Genomic DNA, 17,148 nt, shown 5'->3' on the forward strand with positions numbered 1-17,148 from the left:
GGACCGTGACGGGGGTGAGGTGAGGCCGGGGCTGGGTAGTGACCTGCGACGGTCGTCCCAGGGCGGGTTCGGCCCGCTGAGGAGGTTTCCGTGCGCATTGCCCTTGCACACAACCTGCGGCGCGGTGACGAGGTGAGCCAGCGCGGCTTCACCTCGCGCGAAGAGGTGGAGGAGCTGCTGGCGAGTCTGCGGGACCTGGGCCACGAACCGGTCGCCGTGGAGGTCAGCGGAACGCTGGACGTCACGGTCGCCCGGCTGCGATCGGCCCGCTCCGACCTGGTGTTCAACCTCGCCGAAGGGTGGAGCGGGCCGTGGCGGCAGTCCTTCTACCCCGCCCTGTACCACCAGTTGGGGCTTGCCCACACGGGATCGGGGCCGCAGGCTCTCGCACTGGCTCTGGACAAGCACCTCACCAAACTGGTGTTGCGGGCCCACGGGCTTCCCACCCCCGGGTGGGTCTTCGTCAAGGACGGAGCGCAGGTCCCGCCGCTGGACCATCTGCGGTTTCCGGTCATCGTGAAGCCCAACTACGAGTCCTGCTCCAAGGGCATCGGACCGCTGTCCCTTGCTGCCACGCCCGATGAGGCGCACGCCCGTGCCCTGGGGTGTCTCGCGGAGTTTCCGGACGGAGTGCTCGTGGAGGAATACGTGCCGGGACGCGACCTCACCGTGCCCTATTTCACGGCGGCGGGCGGAGCCCTGGCCGTGGCCGAGACCACGATGCCGGACACCGTGGCGTACGGGGGGCTGTTCGACTACACCCTCAAGCAGGACCCGTCCCGCTGGAGCCATCTGAAGGTCCCCGCCCCCATTTCCGGCTCCTTGGCCGCACAGGCCCGTACGCTCACGCGCACAGCCGTATCGGCCCTGGGGCTGCACGACTTCGCGCGAGCCGACTTCCGCCTCGCACCCGACGGCACCCTGTACCTGCTGGAGGTCAACGGGCTTCCCGGGCTTCCCGCGGGCGGAGCCTCTCACCAGGCGGCGGTCCTGGCCGGCCTCGCCCCGGGCACCGGACTGGCCGACGCGGTGATTTCAGCCGCCGCCAGGCGACTCGGGCTGTCGGCCGCCCCGTCCACGGACGCCGAAGCGGGGCGGTGAGGATCCTGGCGCCGCAGCACGACGGAGGCCGTCGGCGCTCGCGCCGCGCAATGCGGCGGAGATGTCGGGGGGAGTGTCGGATGCGGGCCGGAGTTCGTCCAGCCAGGCGGCCGTCTCCGAGTAATGGGCCTGGAAGGGACGGCCGACCAGGTGCGGATCGCGGGCCTGGAGCATGCGGAGTTGGAAGAAGCGCCCCCGGGCGGTCTCGGTGACGCCGTCGACGACCACTTTGCCGGGCGTCGCCGACATGACCGGTCCGCGCACGGTGCGGGCGAGTCCGGGAAGGGTCAGGTAGGCGGACCGGAAGATGTCGTGGGCGCGGGCGAGCGGCACCTTGAAGTACTCGTACGGCCCGGTGTCCCGCTCGACGAACATGTAGTAGGGGACGGCGCCCGCGGCCAGTTCCGCGCGCCACAGGGCGCTCCAGGTGAGCGGGTCGTCGTTGACGTGGGCGACCAGGGGGGCCTGGCAGTAGACCAGGGCCCCGGTGGCCCGTATCCGGGCGACGGCCCTGCGGGCGAGGTCGGTCTCCAGTTCCCGCGGGTGGGTGAAGTGCATCATGACCGCGAGGTTCCGCCCTGAGGCGACGACGTCTTCGAAGAGCCGGAGCAGGTCGTCCGCGTCCGCGTCGGTGACGAACCGCTGGGGCCAGTAGGCGACCGCCTTGGTACCGATGCGTACGGTACGGACCCCGGGCACGCTCAGGATCGGGCGGAGGTGACTGCGCAGCCGCTCGGTCGACATGATCATCGGGTCGCCGCCGGTGACGAGTACGTCGTCGACCTCGGGGTGGCGGCCGAGGTAGTCCACGAGGCCGCCGGGGTCGGGTGCGGCGAACCGCAGATCGGCATCGCCCACGAACTGCGCCCAGCGGAAGCAGTAGGTGCAGTACGCGTGGCAAGTCTGCCCCTGACCGGGGAAGTACAGGACGGTCTCGCGGTACTTGTGCTGGAGCCCGGCCACCGTATCCCCGTCCTGGGTGGGGACGTTGAGCTGCTTCTGGCCCGAGGGGTGGGGGTTGAGGGTGCCGCGGATCTGCTGGACCGCGAGCCGGAGTTCCTTCCGTGCGCCGGGATCGTCCGCGAGGGCCGCCAGCCGGCGCTCGTCCTCGGCCCGGAGCATCCCGCTCTGCGGGAAGACCATCTGGAAGACGGGATCGTCCGGAACGTCGTCCCAGTCGATCAGGCGGGACAGGACGTATTCGTTCACGCGGAACGGCAGCACGGCGGCAAGGGACTTGACGGAGCGGGCGATGTGGTCCGGGATGGCGAACCGCCTGCTCAGCTCGTCCACGTGCCGGGCGCCATAAGCACGGAACCTTCCCGTGTCCAGGTCCGCGGAAGGTGTTGAGGGCATACGAGGTCCTCCGGTTCCAGGATGCCGACCCGAGCAAGTTCCTTGATCGTAGGCGGATCGGGCAGGCCGGAGCCCCGGGGACCGAAGGTAGGCCGATAGGCGCACGGCATGGCCGAAACGAGCGAGGACCCGCCTCCCCCGCCCGAAGCACCTGCGCCCTTCACATCCGGCGACTGCCGGGGCCGGGCTCCCGATCGGCCACCCCCTCGTATTGTTGCCGCATGAACATCTGCGTCTTCCTCTCGGCCGCCGACCTCGACGAGCGGTACACCCGCCCGGCCCGGGAGTTCGCCGACCTCCTGGGCAGGGGCGGGCACACGCTGGTGTGGGGCGGCTCCGATCGCGGGCTGATGAAGGTCGTCGCGGACGGCGTCCAGACGGCGGGTGGCCGGCTCGTGGGCGTATCGGTCGGCTTCCTGGCGGCCAGTGCCCGCCGGAACGCCGACGAGATGGTGATCGCCGGCGACCTCGCCGAACGCAAGGCGCTGCTCCTGGCCAGGGCCGACGCTGTCGTGATCATGGTCGGCGGGACGGGGACGCTGGACGAGGCGACCGAGATCCTGGAGCTCAAGAAGCACGGACACACCACGAAGCCGGTGGTGCTCCTCAACACGGCAGGGTTCTACGACGGCCTGAAGGCGCAGTTCCGGCGGATGGAGGAAGAGGGATTCCTGCCCGTCCCCCTGACCGACCTCGTCTTCTTCGCCGAGGACCCCGGTGCGGCACTCGCCTACCTGGAAGATCCCGCACCCCCCGTGGCGTTGCTCGGGACATGAGGATCAGTGAAGCCGCCAGAGCCGGCGGCGTCAGTGCGGGACGCAGCGGTACTACGAGGAGGAGGGGCTGATCGACCCCGGCCGGGGCGCCAATGGCTACCGGGACTACTGCCGTTCCGCCCTCGACCGCGTGCCCGTCATCCGCTTCCTGGTGGAGTCCGGCGTGCCGCTGCGGCTGATCAGGGAAGTTCTGCCCCACCTCACCCCGGAGACCGGCCCGACACTCGCCCAATGATGAGATATCTACTGATTTAGGTCTATATTCCACTTCGTTGGAGGGGTGCGGCACCACGGCCGGTGCCCCCGCATGAACGGGGCCGGGATGCGGGACGAGGAAGAGGGCGAAGCGCCGGGGCCTCCCGTGCGCGAGCCGTCCCTGCTCGACTCGATCGTGCCCCTGGTGGTGCTGGCCACGCTGGTTGCCGGGTCGCTGGCCCTCTTCGGGCTCGACGCACTGGACGGACCCGTCCAGGTGGCCCTGGTGCTGTGCGCAATGGCCGCAGCGCTGGTGGCGATGAAGAACGGCCATCCGTGGAGTGCGGTGCAGCAGGCAGGCCGGCGCGCCCTTTCGTCGATCACCAGCGCGGTGTTCATCCTCCTGGCGGTGGGCGCCCTGATCGGGGTGTGGAACCTCTCCGGGACGATCCCGACCTTGGTGTACTACGGCATCCAGGTGCTCTCACCGAGTTGGTACTACGCGGCCACGGCCGTCATCTGCGGCGCCATCGCCCTGAGCATCGGGAGTTCCTGGACGACCGCGGGCACGATCGGTGTGGGATTGGTCGGGGTCGCGGACATGCTCGGCGTGTCCACGGCGATCACGGCCGGCGCGGTGATCTCGGGCGCGTACCTGGGAGACAAGCTCTCGCCGCTGTCGGAGACGACGGTGCTGACCGCTCAGATGGTGAAGGCCGACGTCCACGAGCACATCAAACGCCAGGCCTGGACGTCACTTCCCGCGTTCGTCATCGCCTTCGCGGTCTTCCTCGTGATCGGCCTGGTCAAGAGTGCCGACGTGGTCAACCCGGTCGGAGAGGAAATCGAGCTCGCCCGGCTCGGCGACATCTACCACATCACGCCCTTGAACCTTCTGCCTCTGGTCCTCCTGGCCTTCCTGTCGGTCAAGAAGGTGCCGGCCTCGATCGCCCTCATCGGCTCGGCCATCTTCGCGGGCGTGCTCGGCGCGTTCCTGCAGCCCTCCGTGATGCGGGACTTCGTCGCCGGCTCCGGAGGCGTCGTGCTCGAGTCGCTGAAGGGAATCTGGCTCGCCATGGCGAACGGATTCTCCATCCAGTCCGGCATCCCGCTGATCGACCGATTGCTCTCGCGTGGCGGCATGGACAGCATGCTCCTCACCCTCTGGCTGATCATCGGTGCGGTCACCTTCGGAGCCGTGCTGGAGGAGTTCGGCCTCATCGCCCGGCTCGTGGACCCACTGATCCGCTCGGCGAAGAGCACCGGCCGACTCTTCCTCACTGTGTTCGCCTGCGCCTTCGGCCTGAACCTCGTCGCCGGTGACCAGTACATCGCCCTCGTTCTGCCCTCGCGGGTGTTCCGTCTGGAGTTCGAGAAGCGCGGGCTCGCACCGACGAACCTGTCCCGCCTCTGCGCCGACAGCGGCACGGTCACCTCGGCCCTCGTCCCGTGGAACTCCTGCGGCGCGTTCATGGGAGCGGTGCTCGGCGTCCCCACCCTGACCTACGCCCCGTTCGCGATCTTCAACTACGCCAGCCCCGCCCTGAGCGTCCTCTACGGCATCACCGGGTTCAAGATCGAGAAAATCGCACCGCCCGAGGCCGGGCCGGTGACCGGATCCGAGGGCGGGTCCGGGTCCGGGGCCTCCATCGGCCAGTAGCCGGCCGCTCCCACCACCGAGAGTCGTAGACGAAGGAAGCCATGAGCAACGCCGAGACCAACGACGCGGCGGCGACCACCGCAGGCCGGCCGGCCGTCAAGTTGACGCTGCTGACATTGACCGCGATGGTGGTCGGCTCGATGGTCGGCGCCGGTGTGTTCTCCCTACCGCGCCGCTTCGCCCAGGAGACGGGGGTCGCGGGCGCCCTGATCGCCTGGGCGATCGCCGGTACGGGCATGCTGATGCTCGCGTTCGTGTTCCAGACCCTCGCGGTGCGCAGGCCCGACCTGGACGCGGGCGTGTACGCCTACGCCAAGGCAGGATTCGGAGAGTACTTCGGGTTCTTCTCCGCCTTCGGCTACTGGGCGAGCGCGTGCGTCGGCAACGTCACCTACTGGGTGCTCATCATGTCGACGATCGGCGCGATCTGGCCCGCGCTCGGCGACGGGGACACGCTCCTCGCCGTCATCCTCTCCTCGGTCGGCCTGTGGGCGTTCTTCCTGCTGATCCGCCGCGGAGTCAAGGAAGCGGCCGCGATCAACAAGATCGTGACCGTGGCGAAGGTCGTACCCATCCTCGTCTTCGTCGCCCTCGCGCTGTTCTGCCTCGACACGGAGGTTTTCGCGGCCAACTGGGGCGGCGCCGACTACGCCGGCTCACTGTTCAACCAGGTCCGCGGGACGATGCTGGCCACCGTCTTCGTCTTCCTCGGCGTCGAGGGGGCGAGCGTCTACTCCCGGCACGCCAAGCGTCGCGAGGACGTCGGGCGCGCCACCGTCCTGGGATTCCTCAGCGTCTTCGCCGTCTTCGCCTCGGTGACCATCGTGTCCTACGGAATCATGCCCATGGCCGAGATCGCCGAGCTGCGCCAGCCGTCCATGGCCGGTGTCCTGGAGCACGCCGTCGGCACGTGGGGCAAGGTCTTCGTCAGCGTCGGCCTCATCGTCTCCGTGCTCGGTGCCTATCTGGCCTGGACGCTCATGGCCGCGGAAGTGCTCTTCGTCGCCGCGAAGGACAAGGACATGCCCCGGTTCCTGGGGCGGGCCACCTCCGAGGACGTGCCGGTACCGGCGCTGCTGATGACCACGTCCCTGAGCCAGGTCGTCCTGGTCGTCACGATGTTCTCCGAGGACGCGTTCAACTTCGCACTCGACCTGACCAGCGCCCTGAGCCTGATCCCCTTCCTGCTCGCCGCGGCCTTCGCCGTAAAAGTCGCCTTCGGCACGGACGGCGAGGAGACGGTCGGGCGGAGCACGCGCGGGGAGCTGGTGATCGCGGTGATCGCCACGCTGTACACGGCGTTCCTGCTCTTTGCCGCCGGGCTCAAGCTGGTCCTGGTCTCCTTCATCCTCTACGCCCCGGCGACGTTCCTGTTCGTCAAGGCGCGGCGTGAGCAGAGCCGACGGCTGTTCTCCCCCGGCGAGGCCGTCATCTGTGCCGTCTCCATCGCCGGCGCTCTTGTGGGAGTGCTCGCTCTGGCCATGGGCTGGATCGAGCTGTGATCCGTACCTGCCCCCGGCCCCCGAGCGGGACCCCCCAGCTCCGATCACCGATCCGTCCAACGAAAGGCGCAACGCGTTGAGCACCGACAGCACCCCCCGGCCCGCCTTCGGCGTCCACTCCGAGGTCGGCAGGCTCCGCAAGGTCCTGGTCTGCGCACCCGGGCTCGCGCACCGCCGTTTGACCCCCACCAATGCGGACGACCTGCTCTTCGACGACGTCATGTGGGTGGAGAACGCCCAGCGCGATCACGCGGACTTCGTCAACAAACTCACCCAGCGCGGAGTCGAGGTCGTCGAGCTGCACGACCTGCTCGCCGAGACCATGGCCATGACCGAGGCCAGGACCTGGCTCCTCGACCGGAAGATCACCGCCAACGAGGTCGGACTCGGCCTCCTCGACGACACCAGGGCCTTCCTCGAGACCCTCACACCGCGCGAGCTGGCCGACTTCCTGATCGGCGGGCTGTCGACCGCCGACCTGCCGGACGACTTCAGGTCCGGCTACGTGGCGCTCGCCCGCGAGGCGACCGGTGCGCGGGAGTACCTGATGCCGCCCCTCCCCAACACCCTCTACACCCGTGACACCACCTGCTGGCTCTACGGCGGCGTCACGTTGAACCCGCTGTACTGGCCTGCCCGGCACGACGAAACCCTCCTGATGAAGGCGATCTACACCTTCCACCCCGACTTCAAGGCTTCCACCGTATGGTGGGGCGATCCCGAACAGAACTGGGGACAGGCCACGTTCGAGGGCGGCGACATCATGCCGGTCGGCAACGGCGTGGTGCTGATGGGCATGAGCGAACGCACCTCCCGCCAGGCCATCACCCAAGTCGCCGCCTCCCTGTTCAAGAACGGCGCCGCCCAGCACGTCATCGTCGCGGGCATGCCCAAGCTGCGCGCCGCCATGCACCTCGACACCGTCTTCACGTTCGCCGACCGCGACATCGTCACTCTCTACCCCAAGATCATGGATGCGGTGCACACCTTCTCCCTGCGCCCGAGCGACAAGCCCGTGGGCGTCGAGATCACGGACGAGGGATCGAGCCCGTTCGTCGACGTCGTGGCCAAGGGCCTCGGGCTGCCCCGCCTCACGGTCATCGAGACAGGCGGGGACGTGTACGCCTCCGAGCGCCAGCAGTGGGACAGCGGCAACAACGCGGTCGCCCTGGAGCCCGGCGTGGTCTTCACGTACGACCGCAACACGCAGACGAACACGCTGCTGCGCAAGGCCGGTGTCGAGGTCATCACCATCGTGGGCGCCGAACTCGGGCGCGGGCGTGGTGGCGGACACTGCATGACCTGCCCGCTCATCCGCGACGCCGTCTCCTTCTGACGGCGCCCGGCACCGTCGCGGCGTAGCCCGTCGGATCCGCCCGACCGCAGGTCCCCACCGGGCTCGGCGAGGGTCTGCGGATCAGGCGGTCGGGCCCGTGTCCGCCTCTCGGTGCATGCCCGTGCACAGTGCCCAGATGATGAAGAAGTTGACGGCGATGAGCACCAGGGCCCACAACGGGTAGTACGGCAGCCACAGGAAGTTGGCGATCGCGCCCAGCCCCGCGATGGCGACACCGAAGAAGCGCGCCCAGAGGGCTCCGCTGATGACGGCGCAGCCGGCGGCAACGAGGACGATGCCCAGGATGAGGTGGATCCAGCCCCAGCCAGCCAGACTGAACTCGAACACGTAGTGCCGCGTCGCGAGGAACAGGTCGTCTTGGGTGACGGCCGCGATCCCCTCGAATAGCGCCATGGCTCCGCCGAAGATCATCAAGGCTGCCGCCAGGACGGTGGTGCCGGATGCGGGCGCATGCCAGGGGGTCGGGTGCGCATTGCCTGCTCGGGGTCTGCTGGCGTCACTGACCATGTCGGTCTCCATGGGTTGCGGGGCCGGCCTGGTGGGCCGGGACCGGCGGGATCCCCCGTTTCAGCGTGTCACGGCAGCCCTCCATCGGCATTCCGGCCCCGCCGTCTCCGCCACGCTCGCATCACCGGGTGCGGAGAGCCGTCGCTGAGCTCGTCGCCCGACGCGCGTGCGGCGGCGGGTGGGGGGATGCTGAAGCCCCCGGGAAGCCTTGGCGTGCGTTGAGGCCCCGTCGCCACACCGGGAGGCTTTCATGTCGGAGCTGATGGTGATCGGATACGAGGATCCGGGGACGGCCCGGCGGGCCTACGCCACCGTGCAGGAACTTCACCGGGATCACGTCGTCAGCGTGAGCGGGCTGGCGGTGGTGTCGGTGGACGTTCAGGGCGAGACCCACGTGGACACGCCGAGCCGTCTCATCGGCCCCTCGGCTGCGGCAGGGGCCGTGTGGGGCATCGTCTTCGGCGTGCTGTTCCTGCTGCCCGGCGTCGGCTTCGTCGCCGGCGCCGCGGTCGGCGGCCTGCTGGGGAAGCTCGGCAAGTCGGGTGTCGACCAGGAATTCCGCCGACGCGTTCAAGATCTCCTCGTCCCTGGGTCGGCGGCTGTGGCGATCATGGGACTGGTCGTGTCGGAGGACAGGTTCGCCGAGGCCATGCGGCAGCACGGCGGCACGGTGTTGAAGACCTCGCTCGGCGCCGTGGAGGAGAGTGAGCTGGCCGAGCAGCTCGCGGGCTCTCAGCCGTAGGCGCGCTGTGCAGTGGGGCCAGGGAGTCAGAGGTTGTCCCAGAACCGGCGCCAGAAGTTGGCGCGCACATCGCTGATCCAGTGCCGGGTGTCGCAATGGAGCTTGGGCACCACCGGGAAGCGCTGCGGTACGGGACGTCCACACCACTGGCACGGCTTCGTGCGCCGCGCCGAAGGGCCTGACGCGCCTGAGGGGTTGGTCTCGGTCATGGCACCAGTGAACAGGCCCCCGGCGCGCCGTACCACGGTGCCCCTACTCAGTCCCCCTGCGCGTGGTACTCAGACCGCACCCCGCACAGAACGGCATCGCCGGCCCACGTCACAACGCGGGATATCGGCAAGGCCAGCATCAGCACACCCCTCTCAGCGGCGCGTTCGAGGGCCTGGGGCCGAGCAACAAACCCAGCGGGGCCGATTGGAGTTCTCATGGAGGGCGACGTCCCCGAGCTGCCGGCCTGATTGCAGTCGGATCGGTTCGGCCAGCGCCCCCGCGCAAGCCTGATGGCCGATGCCGCGGACGACTGATCTGACCGGGGCTCCTGGTGCTCGGTCCACGAGACTTTCCGGAGGCCCTTGAAGCGCAGCGACGAAGGTTGCGACCCGCCGGGCAGCGGATCGTGGGGCGCGCTCGTCGTTACAGGGTGAGCGCCGCCTCGACGCTGTCGGCGATGACGAAGAGCTGATCCGCCGAGGTGAGCTCGAAGAGCCGGGCCATCTGTGGGTTCAGGGGGCCCGCCAGGACCATGGGACGACCGGTGCGCCACAGGCGGATCAACTCGTTGAGCATGGAGGAGTCGGCGAACGTGATCGTGCTGACGTCCAGCACGATCGTGCGGACCGGGTCAGCAAGGGCGCCCGCGATGGCCTGGCGAAGAGGCTCTAGGGTGTCCTGGTCGAACTCGCCCGTGCAGGTGATCACACGGGCACCGTCGATGTCCGGTGAGACCGTCACGCACGGTTCCATGGGGGGCCTCCTCTTGCCGGCTTGTCGGGGGGGCCGAGGGATACGGCCCATCGCATGGGCGGGGGGATGTGATCGTCGTCATCGAGACGGCCGAATGACTCCTCCGCGCACGGAGGGGCCCTGGTGCCTTTGGCACCAGGGCCCCGAAGGAACTGGCTACACCATCTACCGGCCCTGATACTGCGCCGGCCTTCTGCGTCCGCGACCGGAGTGCCGTCGGGGACGCGGGGATCGCGATTGCTTGACCGGAGACCACCTCACTATCGATGTCCTGCGGTACCCGGACTCACACGACGTCCGGGCGATCCTGATGGCTCCTCAACTCCTCCGTTCATCCCTCTGGGGTCACTTGCCCAACCGGTACTGCGGGTACTGCGGGTACTGCACCTGCGGGTACTGCTGGTTGTTGCGAACTGCTGCGGCCTCTCAGAGCACCGCTCTCCGGCAGCCAGCCCCGTTGCCCATCCTGCGTCTGCTCTGGCTTGGAACCCCACTGCCGAACTTCCCGGTGCGCGCGCCCGCAGCCGACGCCTTCACCAAGGTGCTGCTCTCACTTATTTCGCTGCCGGGTACTGCCACCTGCGTTGACTGCGGTACTGCTCGCGGCGGCCCCTGATCACTGCGGGCCACCCGGTCCGGTCGTCGGTCCCTTCGCCGTCCTACAACAACCCTGGCTTCGACACTCCACGACCGCACCGCACTGCTGAACTGCAACTCCCTGCACTTCGGGTACTGCCACCTGGCAGTTCGTCTCTGCCAGGCCTTCGGTCTCTCTGGGCTACGAGAGAAACCATAGCCAGACGACAGGCCAATGTCTACTTCGGCCAACATAGATTTCTGCGTACACCTCAATGAGGAATCCGAGTGCTCCTCAGGGAGGAAATCGAGGCCGACCGGGTTGACCGGCAGCAGGCCGGAGCACCGCACGCGGGCAGTCGACAGAGGCCGGCACCGACGATCCGAGACCGGGGAACACCTGATGCTGCGCCACGGCGGGGCTTCGCGCAGCCTCCCCCTGATCGGGGTGTCGATCGCGAGCCGAAAGCCGCGCCGTGACCGACTGTCCCGCTGCCTCACTCGTGCGGCAAAAGCCTGGCCGGCACGATCACAGGAGGCGTCCGGCCGGGTCCCCGCCGGGGTCGTCGACGAGCCCTATGGTGACCTTCACTCGCTTGCCCACGGGCTCGCGCCGCACTTCGAAACTTCGACACACCGCCATCGCGATCTCCAGGCCGTGCTGCCCGACCCGGCCAGGATCAGCCGGGCTCACCGCGGGCAGCTGCGCGACGGTATCCCACACGCTGATCTCCACGACGCCGGCGCTCACCTCCAGCTCCAGCAGGCACGGCCCGGGCGCGTACCTGTAGGCATTGGTCACCAACTCGCTGACCACCAGCTCCACCATGCTCATCGCACGGTCCGACACCGGAAGCCCGTGAACGGCCTGTACGTCGGTCATGAAACTGCGGGCAGCACGCCTGGCACCAGCGATCGGCTCACTGCCGTCCAAGGCCATCGCCGACACGATCGGACGGCTGACCAGCAACTCATACTCGGTTTGGAACACCACAGCAGCCATACGCCACCCTCATCCTGAGCAAGCCGCACGGCTGCTTTCAGCCGGATTCCCCAAAACGGCAGCCCTACACGAGAGCCACGAAACGAAAATCCGATCGCCCGGGTGGCGCGGAACAGCAGGACGGCTCCCCCTCAGGTGCGGGGGAGCCGTCCTGGTCCACGAGCTCGCGGAGGGGCCCTGGTGCCTATGGCACCAGGGCCCCGAAGGAACTACTACACCATCTGCCGGCCCTGGAACTGCGCCGGCCTTCTGTGTCCACACACCCGGCTCACAAGCTGTCGGGAGTGCGCGGATCGCGGTTGCTTGACCGGAGACCACCTCACTATCGATGTCCTGCGGTACCCGGACTCAACACTCCGTCCGGGCGATCCTGATGGCGCTCGGCTCCTCCGTTCGTCCCTCGTGATCAACTATTCATGCGGGGGAATGCGTACTGCTGGTGATGCCTACTTCCGTACTTCGACCTGCTCATGGCCTGGCCAAGCGCCACGTTTTCGGCAGCCAGCCCCGTCGCCCGTCCTGCGTCTGCTCTGGCTTAGAACCCCACTGCCGAACCTCCCGGTGCGCGCGCCCGCAGCCGACGCCTTCACCGAGGTACTGCTCTACCGACTTCACTGCTGGGTGCTGCCTGCACTACTGGAACTGCGTACTGCACTTGCGGGTACTGCCACCTGCGTCAACTGCGGTACTGCTTCATGGCGGCCCCTGATCACCGCGGGCCACCCGGTCCGGCCGCCAGTCCCGTCGCCGTCCTACACATGCTCTGGCTTCGACACTCCACCACCGCACCGTCCTACGTACTGCAACCACGGGTACTGCGGGTACTGCGAGTACTACTGCCCGGCAGTTCGTCTCTGCCCGGCCCTGCTGTCTCTCTGGGCTACGAGAGAAACCATAACCACGACACAGCCCAATGTCTACTCCGACCAACATAGATTTCCAGGTGCCCGTTACTCAGGTATTCGGGTGTCGTTGGGTTCGACAGCTGAGGGCGGGGCACAACGCCCGGGCAGGCACGGCCCGACAAAACGACGGAACGTTCACGCCCGGGCCCGAGGGCGTAGAGACCGTACGCGCCCTCCTCCCCCGTTGACCGGCGCAGCCAGTGCTCGAAGGGTCAGCGCCCCCGTGACCAGAGGGCTTGGGGCGGCCTAGGGCCGGCGAGGATCGCTGTGCCCGCCGAACCATTTGGCGCGCCTGCGACCCGTGGCCGGGGCGGCCGTCGGGGTGGGGCGGTCTTCGCCGAGGGCTTGGGCGGTTTGCGCGCGGGCCGCGTCGCGCTGCGCGATGAGGTCCTCGCGTTCGCGGTCCACGACCGCGCTCTCCCGCTTCGAGGTGAGGGAAGCATCGTGGCGGGCGAGGCGGTTGCGGCGGGAGGCCCGGCGGGCCGCCGCCAGGACGAGTGCGAGGCCCAGGACGGCGGCCGCGCCGACAGCGATGCCGTAGAGGAACAGCGCACCGGTCGAGCTGGTGACGTGGTAGCCGAAGACGGAGAAGTCGTTGGTGAGCTCGTGGGCGCTGCCGAGATTCGCCATGACCCCTGCCACGGCGAGGATCAGCGCAGCGATCAACAGGATGAGACCGAGTATGAGGATCATGGAGCACTCCCTGCTCCGCACTGCCACGTGCGAATGAGCTGCGGCCGGCGGAAGCCCGCCGATCCACACAGCGCCTACCCGAAGGCGACAGGGCCAAGCGATCCCGGCCCGGGGTAACCGGCGGCCCAGTGTGGTCTCCGCGTTCCTCTCCCTCGCGCCCTACGGCTCCCACGAACGCTCCACATGCGTTCCCGGCAGTGCCGATCCGCTCAGTGGCCGGGTGTTTCTCCAGCGCCGAAGACCATTGCTCCAGCATCTGCGTCACATCCGGGTCACCGAACAGGGTGCCCCCAAGCCCCCCTTCCCTTCGAGCTAAGCGTCCCGGCCGTGGGGCCGTCGGCGGATGAGCCTGGGGCCGATCAGCCGCGGTGGAAGATATCCACACCTGCGGGCCGGCGCCCGTCTCGTGGTGCAGGCTCCTGTCCGCCGGGAACCTCTCGACCCTCGCACAGCCACTGCCGCTCAATGGCGTCGTAGATCGGCGACTCCGAAACCCACCCGCCGCCTGCCCGCGGGTCAGTGAAACCGCGCTGCGCTGGAACGTTTCTCTGGTCCATACCCAGCCCAACGACCCTACGCAGGATGTCGTGGCGGGCCGTGACCCACCCGTCACCACTCCGCGGCCCTTCCACCCGGACGGCGGCGTCGGGGTCCACCAGGTGTCGGCGCTGGCGGCGGGCTCACGGGACGAAGAGGCTCAGGACGCGCGGCGCGTTGGGCAGATCTTCCGGGACGGCCGCCGTTCCGGTCAGGGGCATCAGGTGCCCGTTGGCGCAATCGCCGGGCTGCTGGTGGTCGATCTCCCAGGCCCGGCCGACCAGGGTGGAGGCTGAGCTGGTGACGTAGAGGGGCTGTCGGCACGAACGGCACCAGTAGAAGGGCCCCACCCTCACACCGACTGCCGGTATGGAGACGGGGCGACGGGGAGAACCGCCCGCGGCGGGAGCCGGTGAAGGAGCTGGTGAAGTGGGTTGCAGGCCGTGGTGGGGTGATAGCCGAGCCACATGAAACGGAATCTTTCAATCACGTCAGCTGAAACGATCCGGCAGGCACAAGCGTCACCAGAGCCGGGGGCGGGGATTTTCACTCCCGCTCGGCCAGGATCCGGTCCGCCATCAGATGAGGACACCCATCCGAATGCCAGGTCACCGACACGTGGCCCTGCGAGACGTACACCGTGCGGGTATCGCCGTGCCGGCCTGTGGCACCACAGAAGGAACAGGAGAGTGGGAGCGCAAAATCATCGAGCATGAGCTAGCCATCCCCACCCCGCGGCGGAAAATCCCACCCCCTGAACAGAATGCAACCCGCCCGGCAGCAGGACACCCACACCTCCAACCCGGCGTCGCCATCAACATCCGTCTGACAGCAGCAGCCATCGCCCACCTCGGATGGTGGTTACGCCACCCGCTACAACGGTCGCCCGCTCGGCCGCACGGTCCCGGCGGGTCACCCCATGGCAGAGCGCTCCGACGGAAGCCGCGCGGTCACGGCCGCCTCCCCGGTGAACCAGCAACCAGCAACCAGCACCACGGGTTCCGCTGCCTCTCCGACGGCGGCCACTGGCTCGATGACGACGAGGCAGACGGCCCCGGCCTCTCGCGGCCCCGACCTGGACCGCGCCGGACTCGGCGTCCCCGACGCCCGCGCACCCGGATTGGGATCTGCGCCTGCGGCTCGAGGTGGGGCGCGCGTCGGTGCGCCCACACGCCGGTCGGCAACCAGCCAAAAGCGGCCTGCTTGCGCCCCTCCGCTGATACCGGCACCGGGCTATGCTGCGAACAGAGCGTTCCCGTTCCAGACCCTGACGGCGCGTTGTCTGCCAGATTTGCGCGTCGCGGCCCGGTCACGATCCGCCGGCCCCGGCGCATTCGAGGGCTTGGTCCGTCCCCTTCCTGGAACGCAGGTTGCCGGACCGGCCTTGCCCGCCGCGCGCACACCCGCACCGGGAAGCGACAGGAGGAGCCGGAGAGTCCGGCTCCGACCGGTACGTACCCGGCTGGTCCCGAACCGAGGCACCCCATCATGCGTGTCCCCGATACGAACGCCCACAGGTACGACAAGAACGGCCGGGTACTGATCGCTCCTGCCGGTGAGCTCGACATATCCACCGTCCACTCGCTGCGCGCGGCACTGGCGCGACACCCGCAGGAAGGCGTCCGCGCCATCGACATCGACCTGTCCGCCGTCACCTTCTGCGATTGCAGTGCCCTGGGCGTCCTCCTTGCCGCATGGTGGCGCATCACAGCGGCCGGAGGAACCCTGAGGCTGCACCACCCGCCGCCCGCACTGGTCCGGATCATCGACATCACCCGTTCCGGATTCCTGCTCGGCGACCGTCCCGCTCCCGCCGACCCCGCCTTCCCCGCCGTCCCTGCACTCCCCGCCGCCCCGGGTGGTGTGCGGTGACGGACACGTCGCCGCTGGGGCCTTCTCAGGGGGGCCGCCGCGGAGCTCCGTACGGTCCCGAGGACATGGCCGCGATCCGCCTGCGGCGGCTGAACCGGTGGCAGGCCGAGGCACTGAGGGAGGACGTCGCGGACCTGTACGTGGAGTCCTCCCACCTGTTGGCGGGTACGGCCCACAGCAGCCGGGAAGCCTTCCTCCACCGCCTCACCGGCGATGTCCGGCGACCCGGATTCGCCATGCTGGTCGCGGAGCGTGCCACCTTGCTGGGATGCGTCTTCGGCTTCCCCCTGCGGCGCGACGGTTCCTGGTGGAGGGGATTCCTCGGCCCCTTTCCCCGGGACATCGAACAACTCACCGCCTCCGGCCGCGTCTTCGCAGTCACCGACATCGTGGTCGCCCCGCACGGCCAGGCCCTCATCCTCGGCCGACGGCTGCAGGAGCGGCTGCTGGACGAGCACGGTGCGTCGCTCGGTGCCACCCTGGTACCCGAGTCCGACGTCAGGAGCCTGGCAGCCTTCCGGTCCTGGGGATGGCGCGAGGTCGGCGAGGTCCACAGGCCGCCCGGCACCACACGGCACCGGGCGCTGGTGCTGCCGCTCGGGAGGGCGCCGGCAGGTGCGTCCGGCCAGAGACTCCCCGCAGGCACCCGGCGGCCGCAGCGGTGACGGGTGGCCGGTCGGCCAGGATCCGGGTACTGGTCGCCGAGCAGGCGGCTCGGCGCGGCGAACGGATCGCGGTGATGGACGTATGCACGGCTGCGGTGGCCGCGCTTCCGATCGACGGAGCAGGAGTGTCGGCCATGTCCAAGGACTCGGCCGGCCATCCCCTGTACGCCACCGGCCTGGTGAGCGAGCGGATCGAAGAACTCCAGCTCACGCTGGGCGAGGGCCCGGGTGCAGATGCCTTCGCCTTCGGTTCGGCCGTCCTGGTGCCCGATCTGCGGGCCGACGGGGAACGGCTCCGATGGCCCTTCTTCGCCCTGGAAGCCGTCACCGCCGGTGCGGTGGCGGTGTTCGCGTTCCCCTTGCGGATCGGTGGGATCAGCCCCGGTGTACTGGACCTCTACTCCGGTGTGCCGGGCGAGCTGGACTCCGCGGCACTGGCCGATGCCATGGTGTTCGCGGACACCGCCACGCTCGTACTCCTCGGGGCCCGGATCGACGGGGTGGGCGGGGAGGAACTCGGGGGCTACCGGGCCGAGATCGACCAGGCCACCGGCATGCTCACCGTTCAGCTCGGTGTGGGCATCGAGGAGGCGTTCGTCCGTCTGCGCGCCTACGCCTACGCCCACGGACGGCGGCTCGCCGAAGTGGCGGCCGATGTGGTGGCCCGCAGACTGCGGCTGTCGCCGGACCGGGACGCGGACGAGGAACGGAGCGCCGCCGACGATGGCTGACAACAGA

General features: G+C 68.9%; 16 protein-coding genes and 1 pseudogene. 10 read left to right on the forward strand and 7 right to left on the reverse strand.

The window, feature by feature from the left end; all coding sequences use genetic code 11:
- Nucleotides 1-90 precede the first annotated feature (90 nt).
- Nucleotides 91-1,101, forward strand: coding sequence for a hypothetical protein (locus tag ACFYM0_RS12740; RefSeq protein WP_388500035.1), 1,011 nt, complete (start codon nt 91-93; stop codon nt 1,099-1,101).
- On the opposite strand, the gene ACFYM0_RS12745 is transcribed toward ACFYM0_RS12740, so the two are convergent.
- On the reverse strand, nt 1,036-2,457 hold the full coding sequence (locus ACFYM0_RS12745; protein ID WP_388500037.1) for a KamA family radical SAM protein: 1,422 nt from the start codon (nt 2,455-2,457) through the stop codon (nt 1,036-1,038). The two genes, ACFYM0_RS12740 and ACFYM0_RS12745, sit on opposite strands and share 66 nt — an antisense overlap.
- A 221-nt stretch (nt 2,458-2,678) precedes the next feature.
- On the opposite strand from ACFYM0_RS12745, the gene ACFYM0_RS12750 reads away from it, so the two are divergent.
- From ACFYM0_RS12750 to ACFYM0_RS12770, 5 genes and pseudogenes are all read left to right on the forward strand, one after another.
- The gene (locus ACFYM0_RS12750) at nt 2,679-3,233 is read left to right on the forward strand and encodes a TIGR00730 family Rossman fold protein (RefSeq protein ID WP_388500039.1); all 555 of its coding nucleotides are present in this window, start codon (nt 2,679-2,681) and stop codon (nt 3,231-3,233) included.
- Nucleotides 3,234-3,291: 58 nt separating this feature from the next.
- Nucleotides 3,292-3,468 (forward strand): annotated as a pseudogene (locus ACFYM0_RS12755) (MerR family transcriptional regulator); the annotation flags it as partial.
- Nucleotides 3,469-3,540: 72 nt separating this feature from the next.
- Entirely contained in the window at nt 3,541-5,088 is a 1,548-nt protein-coding gene (gene nhaC / locus ACFYM0_RS12760) for a Na+/H+ antiporter NhaC (protein ID WP_388500041.1), read from the forward strand.
- A gap of 41 nt (nt 5,089-5,129) precedes the next feature.
- Entirely contained in the window at nt 5,130-6,590 is a 1,461-nt protein-coding gene (locus ACFYM0_RS12765) for a basic amino acid/polyamine antiporter (RefSeq protein WP_388500044.1), read from the forward strand.
- 76 nt (nt 6,591-6,666) lie between these two features.
- A complete protein-coding gene (locus ACFYM0_RS12770; protein ID WP_388500049.1) occupies nt 6,667-7,926 on the forward strand; it encodes an arginine deiminase in 1,260 nt (419 codons plus the stop codon).
- A gap of 81 nt (nt 7,927-8,007) precedes the next feature.
- Here the strand turns inward: ACFYM0_RS12770 and ACFYM0_RS12775 are convergent, their stop codons facing one another.
- A complete protein-coding gene (locus ACFYM0_RS12775) occupies nt 8,008-8,454 on the reverse strand; it encodes a hypothetical protein (RefSeq protein WP_388500050.1) in 447 nt (148 codons plus the stop codon).
- A 250-nt stretch (nt 8,455-8,704) separates the two neighbouring features.
- On the opposite strand from ACFYM0_RS12775, the gene ACFYM0_RS12780 reads away from it, so the two are divergent.
- Nucleotides 8,705-9,196: a DUF1269 domain-containing protein gene (locus ACFYM0_RS12780; RefSeq protein WP_388500051.1), complete on the forward strand. Its 492-nt coding sequence runs from the start codon at nt 8,705-8,707 to the stop codon at nt 9,194-9,196.
- Nucleotides 9,197-9,222: 26 nt separating this feature from the next.
- Here ACFYM0_RS12780 and ACFYM0_RS12785 read toward each other — a convergent pair whose 3' ends face one another.
- From ACFYM0_RS12785 to ACFYM0_RS12805, 5 genes are all read right to left on the reverse strand, one after another.
- A complete protein-coding gene (locus tag ACFYM0_RS12785) occupies nt 9,223-9,405 on the reverse strand; it encodes a hypothetical protein (RefSeq protein ID WP_388500053.1) in 183 nt (60 codons plus the stop codon).
- A gap of 424 nt (nt 9,406-9,829) precedes the next feature.
- Nucleotides 9,830-10,147 carry an STAS domain-containing protein gene (locus ACFYM0_RS12790; protein ID WP_388500055.1) on the reverse strand — a complete coding sequence of 106 codons (318 nt, stop codon included), beginning with the start codon at nt 10,145-10,147 and terminating at the stop codon, nt 9,830-9,832.
- 1,117 nt (nt 10,148-11,264) lie between these two features.
- Nucleotides 11,265-11,738 carry an ATP-binding protein gene (locus tag ACFYM0_RS12795; RefSeq protein ID WP_388500057.1) on the reverse strand — a complete coding sequence of 158 codons (474 nt, stop codon included), beginning with the start codon at nt 11,736-11,738 and terminating at the stop codon, nt 11,265-11,267.
- A gap of 1,151 nt (nt 11,739-12,889) precedes the next feature.
- Entirely contained in the window at nt 12,890-13,336 is a 447-nt protein-coding gene (locus ACFYM0_RS12800) for a hypothetical protein (protein ID WP_388500059.1), read from the reverse strand.
- A 680-nt stretch (nt 13,337-14,016) separates the two neighbouring features.
- Entirely contained in the window at nt 14,017-14,223 is a 207-nt protein-coding gene (locus tag ACFYM0_RS12805) for a hypothetical protein (RefSeq protein WP_388500061.1), read from the reverse strand.
- Between the two features lie 1,138 nt (nt 14,224-15,361).
- Here ACFYM0_RS12805 and ACFYM0_RS12810 point away from each other — a divergent pair.
- The 3 genes from ACFYM0_RS12810 (at nt 15,362) to ACFYM0_RS12820 (ending at nt 17,141) form a co-directional block, all read left to right on the forward strand.
- Nucleotides 15,362-15,745, forward strand: a complete 384-nt coding sequence (locus ACFYM0_RS12810) for an STAS domain-containing protein (RefSeq protein WP_388500062.1) — start codon at nt 15,362-15,364, stop codon at nt 15,743-15,745.
- 65 nt (nt 15,746-15,810) lie between these two features.
- The gene (locus ACFYM0_RS12815; RefSeq protein WP_388500064.1) at nt 15,811-16,410 is read left to right on the forward strand and encodes a hypothetical protein; all 600 of its coding nucleotides are present in this window, start codon (nt 15,811-15,813) and stop codon (nt 16,408-16,410) included.
- Nucleotides 16,411-16,544: 134 nt separating this feature from the next.
- Nucleotides 16,545-17,141 (forward strand): GAF and ANTAR domain-containing protein, encoded by a 597-nt coding sequence (locus ACFYM0_RS12820; RefSeq protein WP_388500066.1) that lies wholly within the window; start codon nt 16,545-16,547, stop codon nt 17,139-17,141.
- Nucleotides 17,142-17,148: the final 7 nt, after the last annotated feature.

The organism is Streptomyces sp. NPDC006487, from assembly GCF_042870555.1.
In the GTDB taxonomy this organism is placed as follows: Bacteria; Actinomycetota; Actinomycetes; order Streptomycetales; family Streptomycetaceae; genus Streptomyces.

What these genes read in the sequence shown, in the direction of transcription:
- ACFYM0_RS12745 (WP_388500037.1), bottom strand. Translation starts at nt 2,457, where the DNA reads ATGCCCTCAACACCTTCCGCGGACCTGGACACGGGAAGGTTCCGTGCT.
- nhaC (WP_388500041.1), top strand. Translation starts at nt 3,541, where the DNA reads ATGAACGGGGCCGGGATGCGGGACGAGGAAGAGGGCGAAGCGCCGGGG.
- ACFYM0_RS12815 (WP_388500064.1), top strand. Translation starts at nt 15,811, where the DNA reads ATGGCCGCGATCCGCCTGCGGCGGCTGAACCGGTGGCAGGCCGAGGCA.
- ACFYM0_RS12810 (WP_388500062.1), top strand. Translation starts at nt 15,362, where the DNA reads ATGCGTGTCCCCGATACGAACGCCCACAGGTACGACAAGAACGGCCGG.
- ACFYM0_RS12785 (WP_388500053.1), bottom strand. Translation starts at nt 9,405, where the DNA reads ATGACCGAGACCAACCCCTCAGGCGCGTCAGGCCCTTCGGCGCGGCGC.
- ACFYM0_RS12775 (WP_388500050.1), bottom strand. Translation starts at nt 8,454, where the DNA reads ATGGTCAGTGACGCCAGCAGACCCCGAGCAGGCAATGCGCACCCGACC.
- ACFYM0_RS12795 (WP_388500057.1), bottom strand. Translation starts at nt 11,738, where the DNA reads ATGGCTGCTGTGGTGTTCCAAACCGAGTATGAGTTGCTGGTCAGCCGT.
- ACFYM0_RS12800 (WP_388500059.1), bottom strand. Translation starts at nt 13,336, where the DNA reads ATGATCCTCATACTCGGTCTCATCCTGTTGATCGCTGCGCTGATCCTC.
- ACFYM0_RS12780 (WP_388500051.1), top strand. Translation starts at nt 8,705, where the DNA reads ATGTCGGAGCTGATGGTGATCGGATACGAGGATCCGGGGACGGCCCGG.
- ACFYM0_RS12750 (WP_388500039.1), top strand. Translation starts at nt 2,679, where the DNA reads ATGAACATCTGCGTCTTCCTCTCGGCCGCCGACCTCGACGAGCGGTAC.
- ACFYM0_RS12820 (WP_388500066.1), top strand. Translation starts at nt 16,545, where the DNA reads ATGTCCAAGGACTCGGCCGGCCATCCCCTGTACGCCACCGGCCTGGTG.
- ACFYM0_RS12765 (WP_388500044.1), top strand. Translation starts at nt 5,130, where the DNA reads ATGAGCAACGCCGAGACCAACGACGCGGCGGCGACCACCGCAGGCCGG.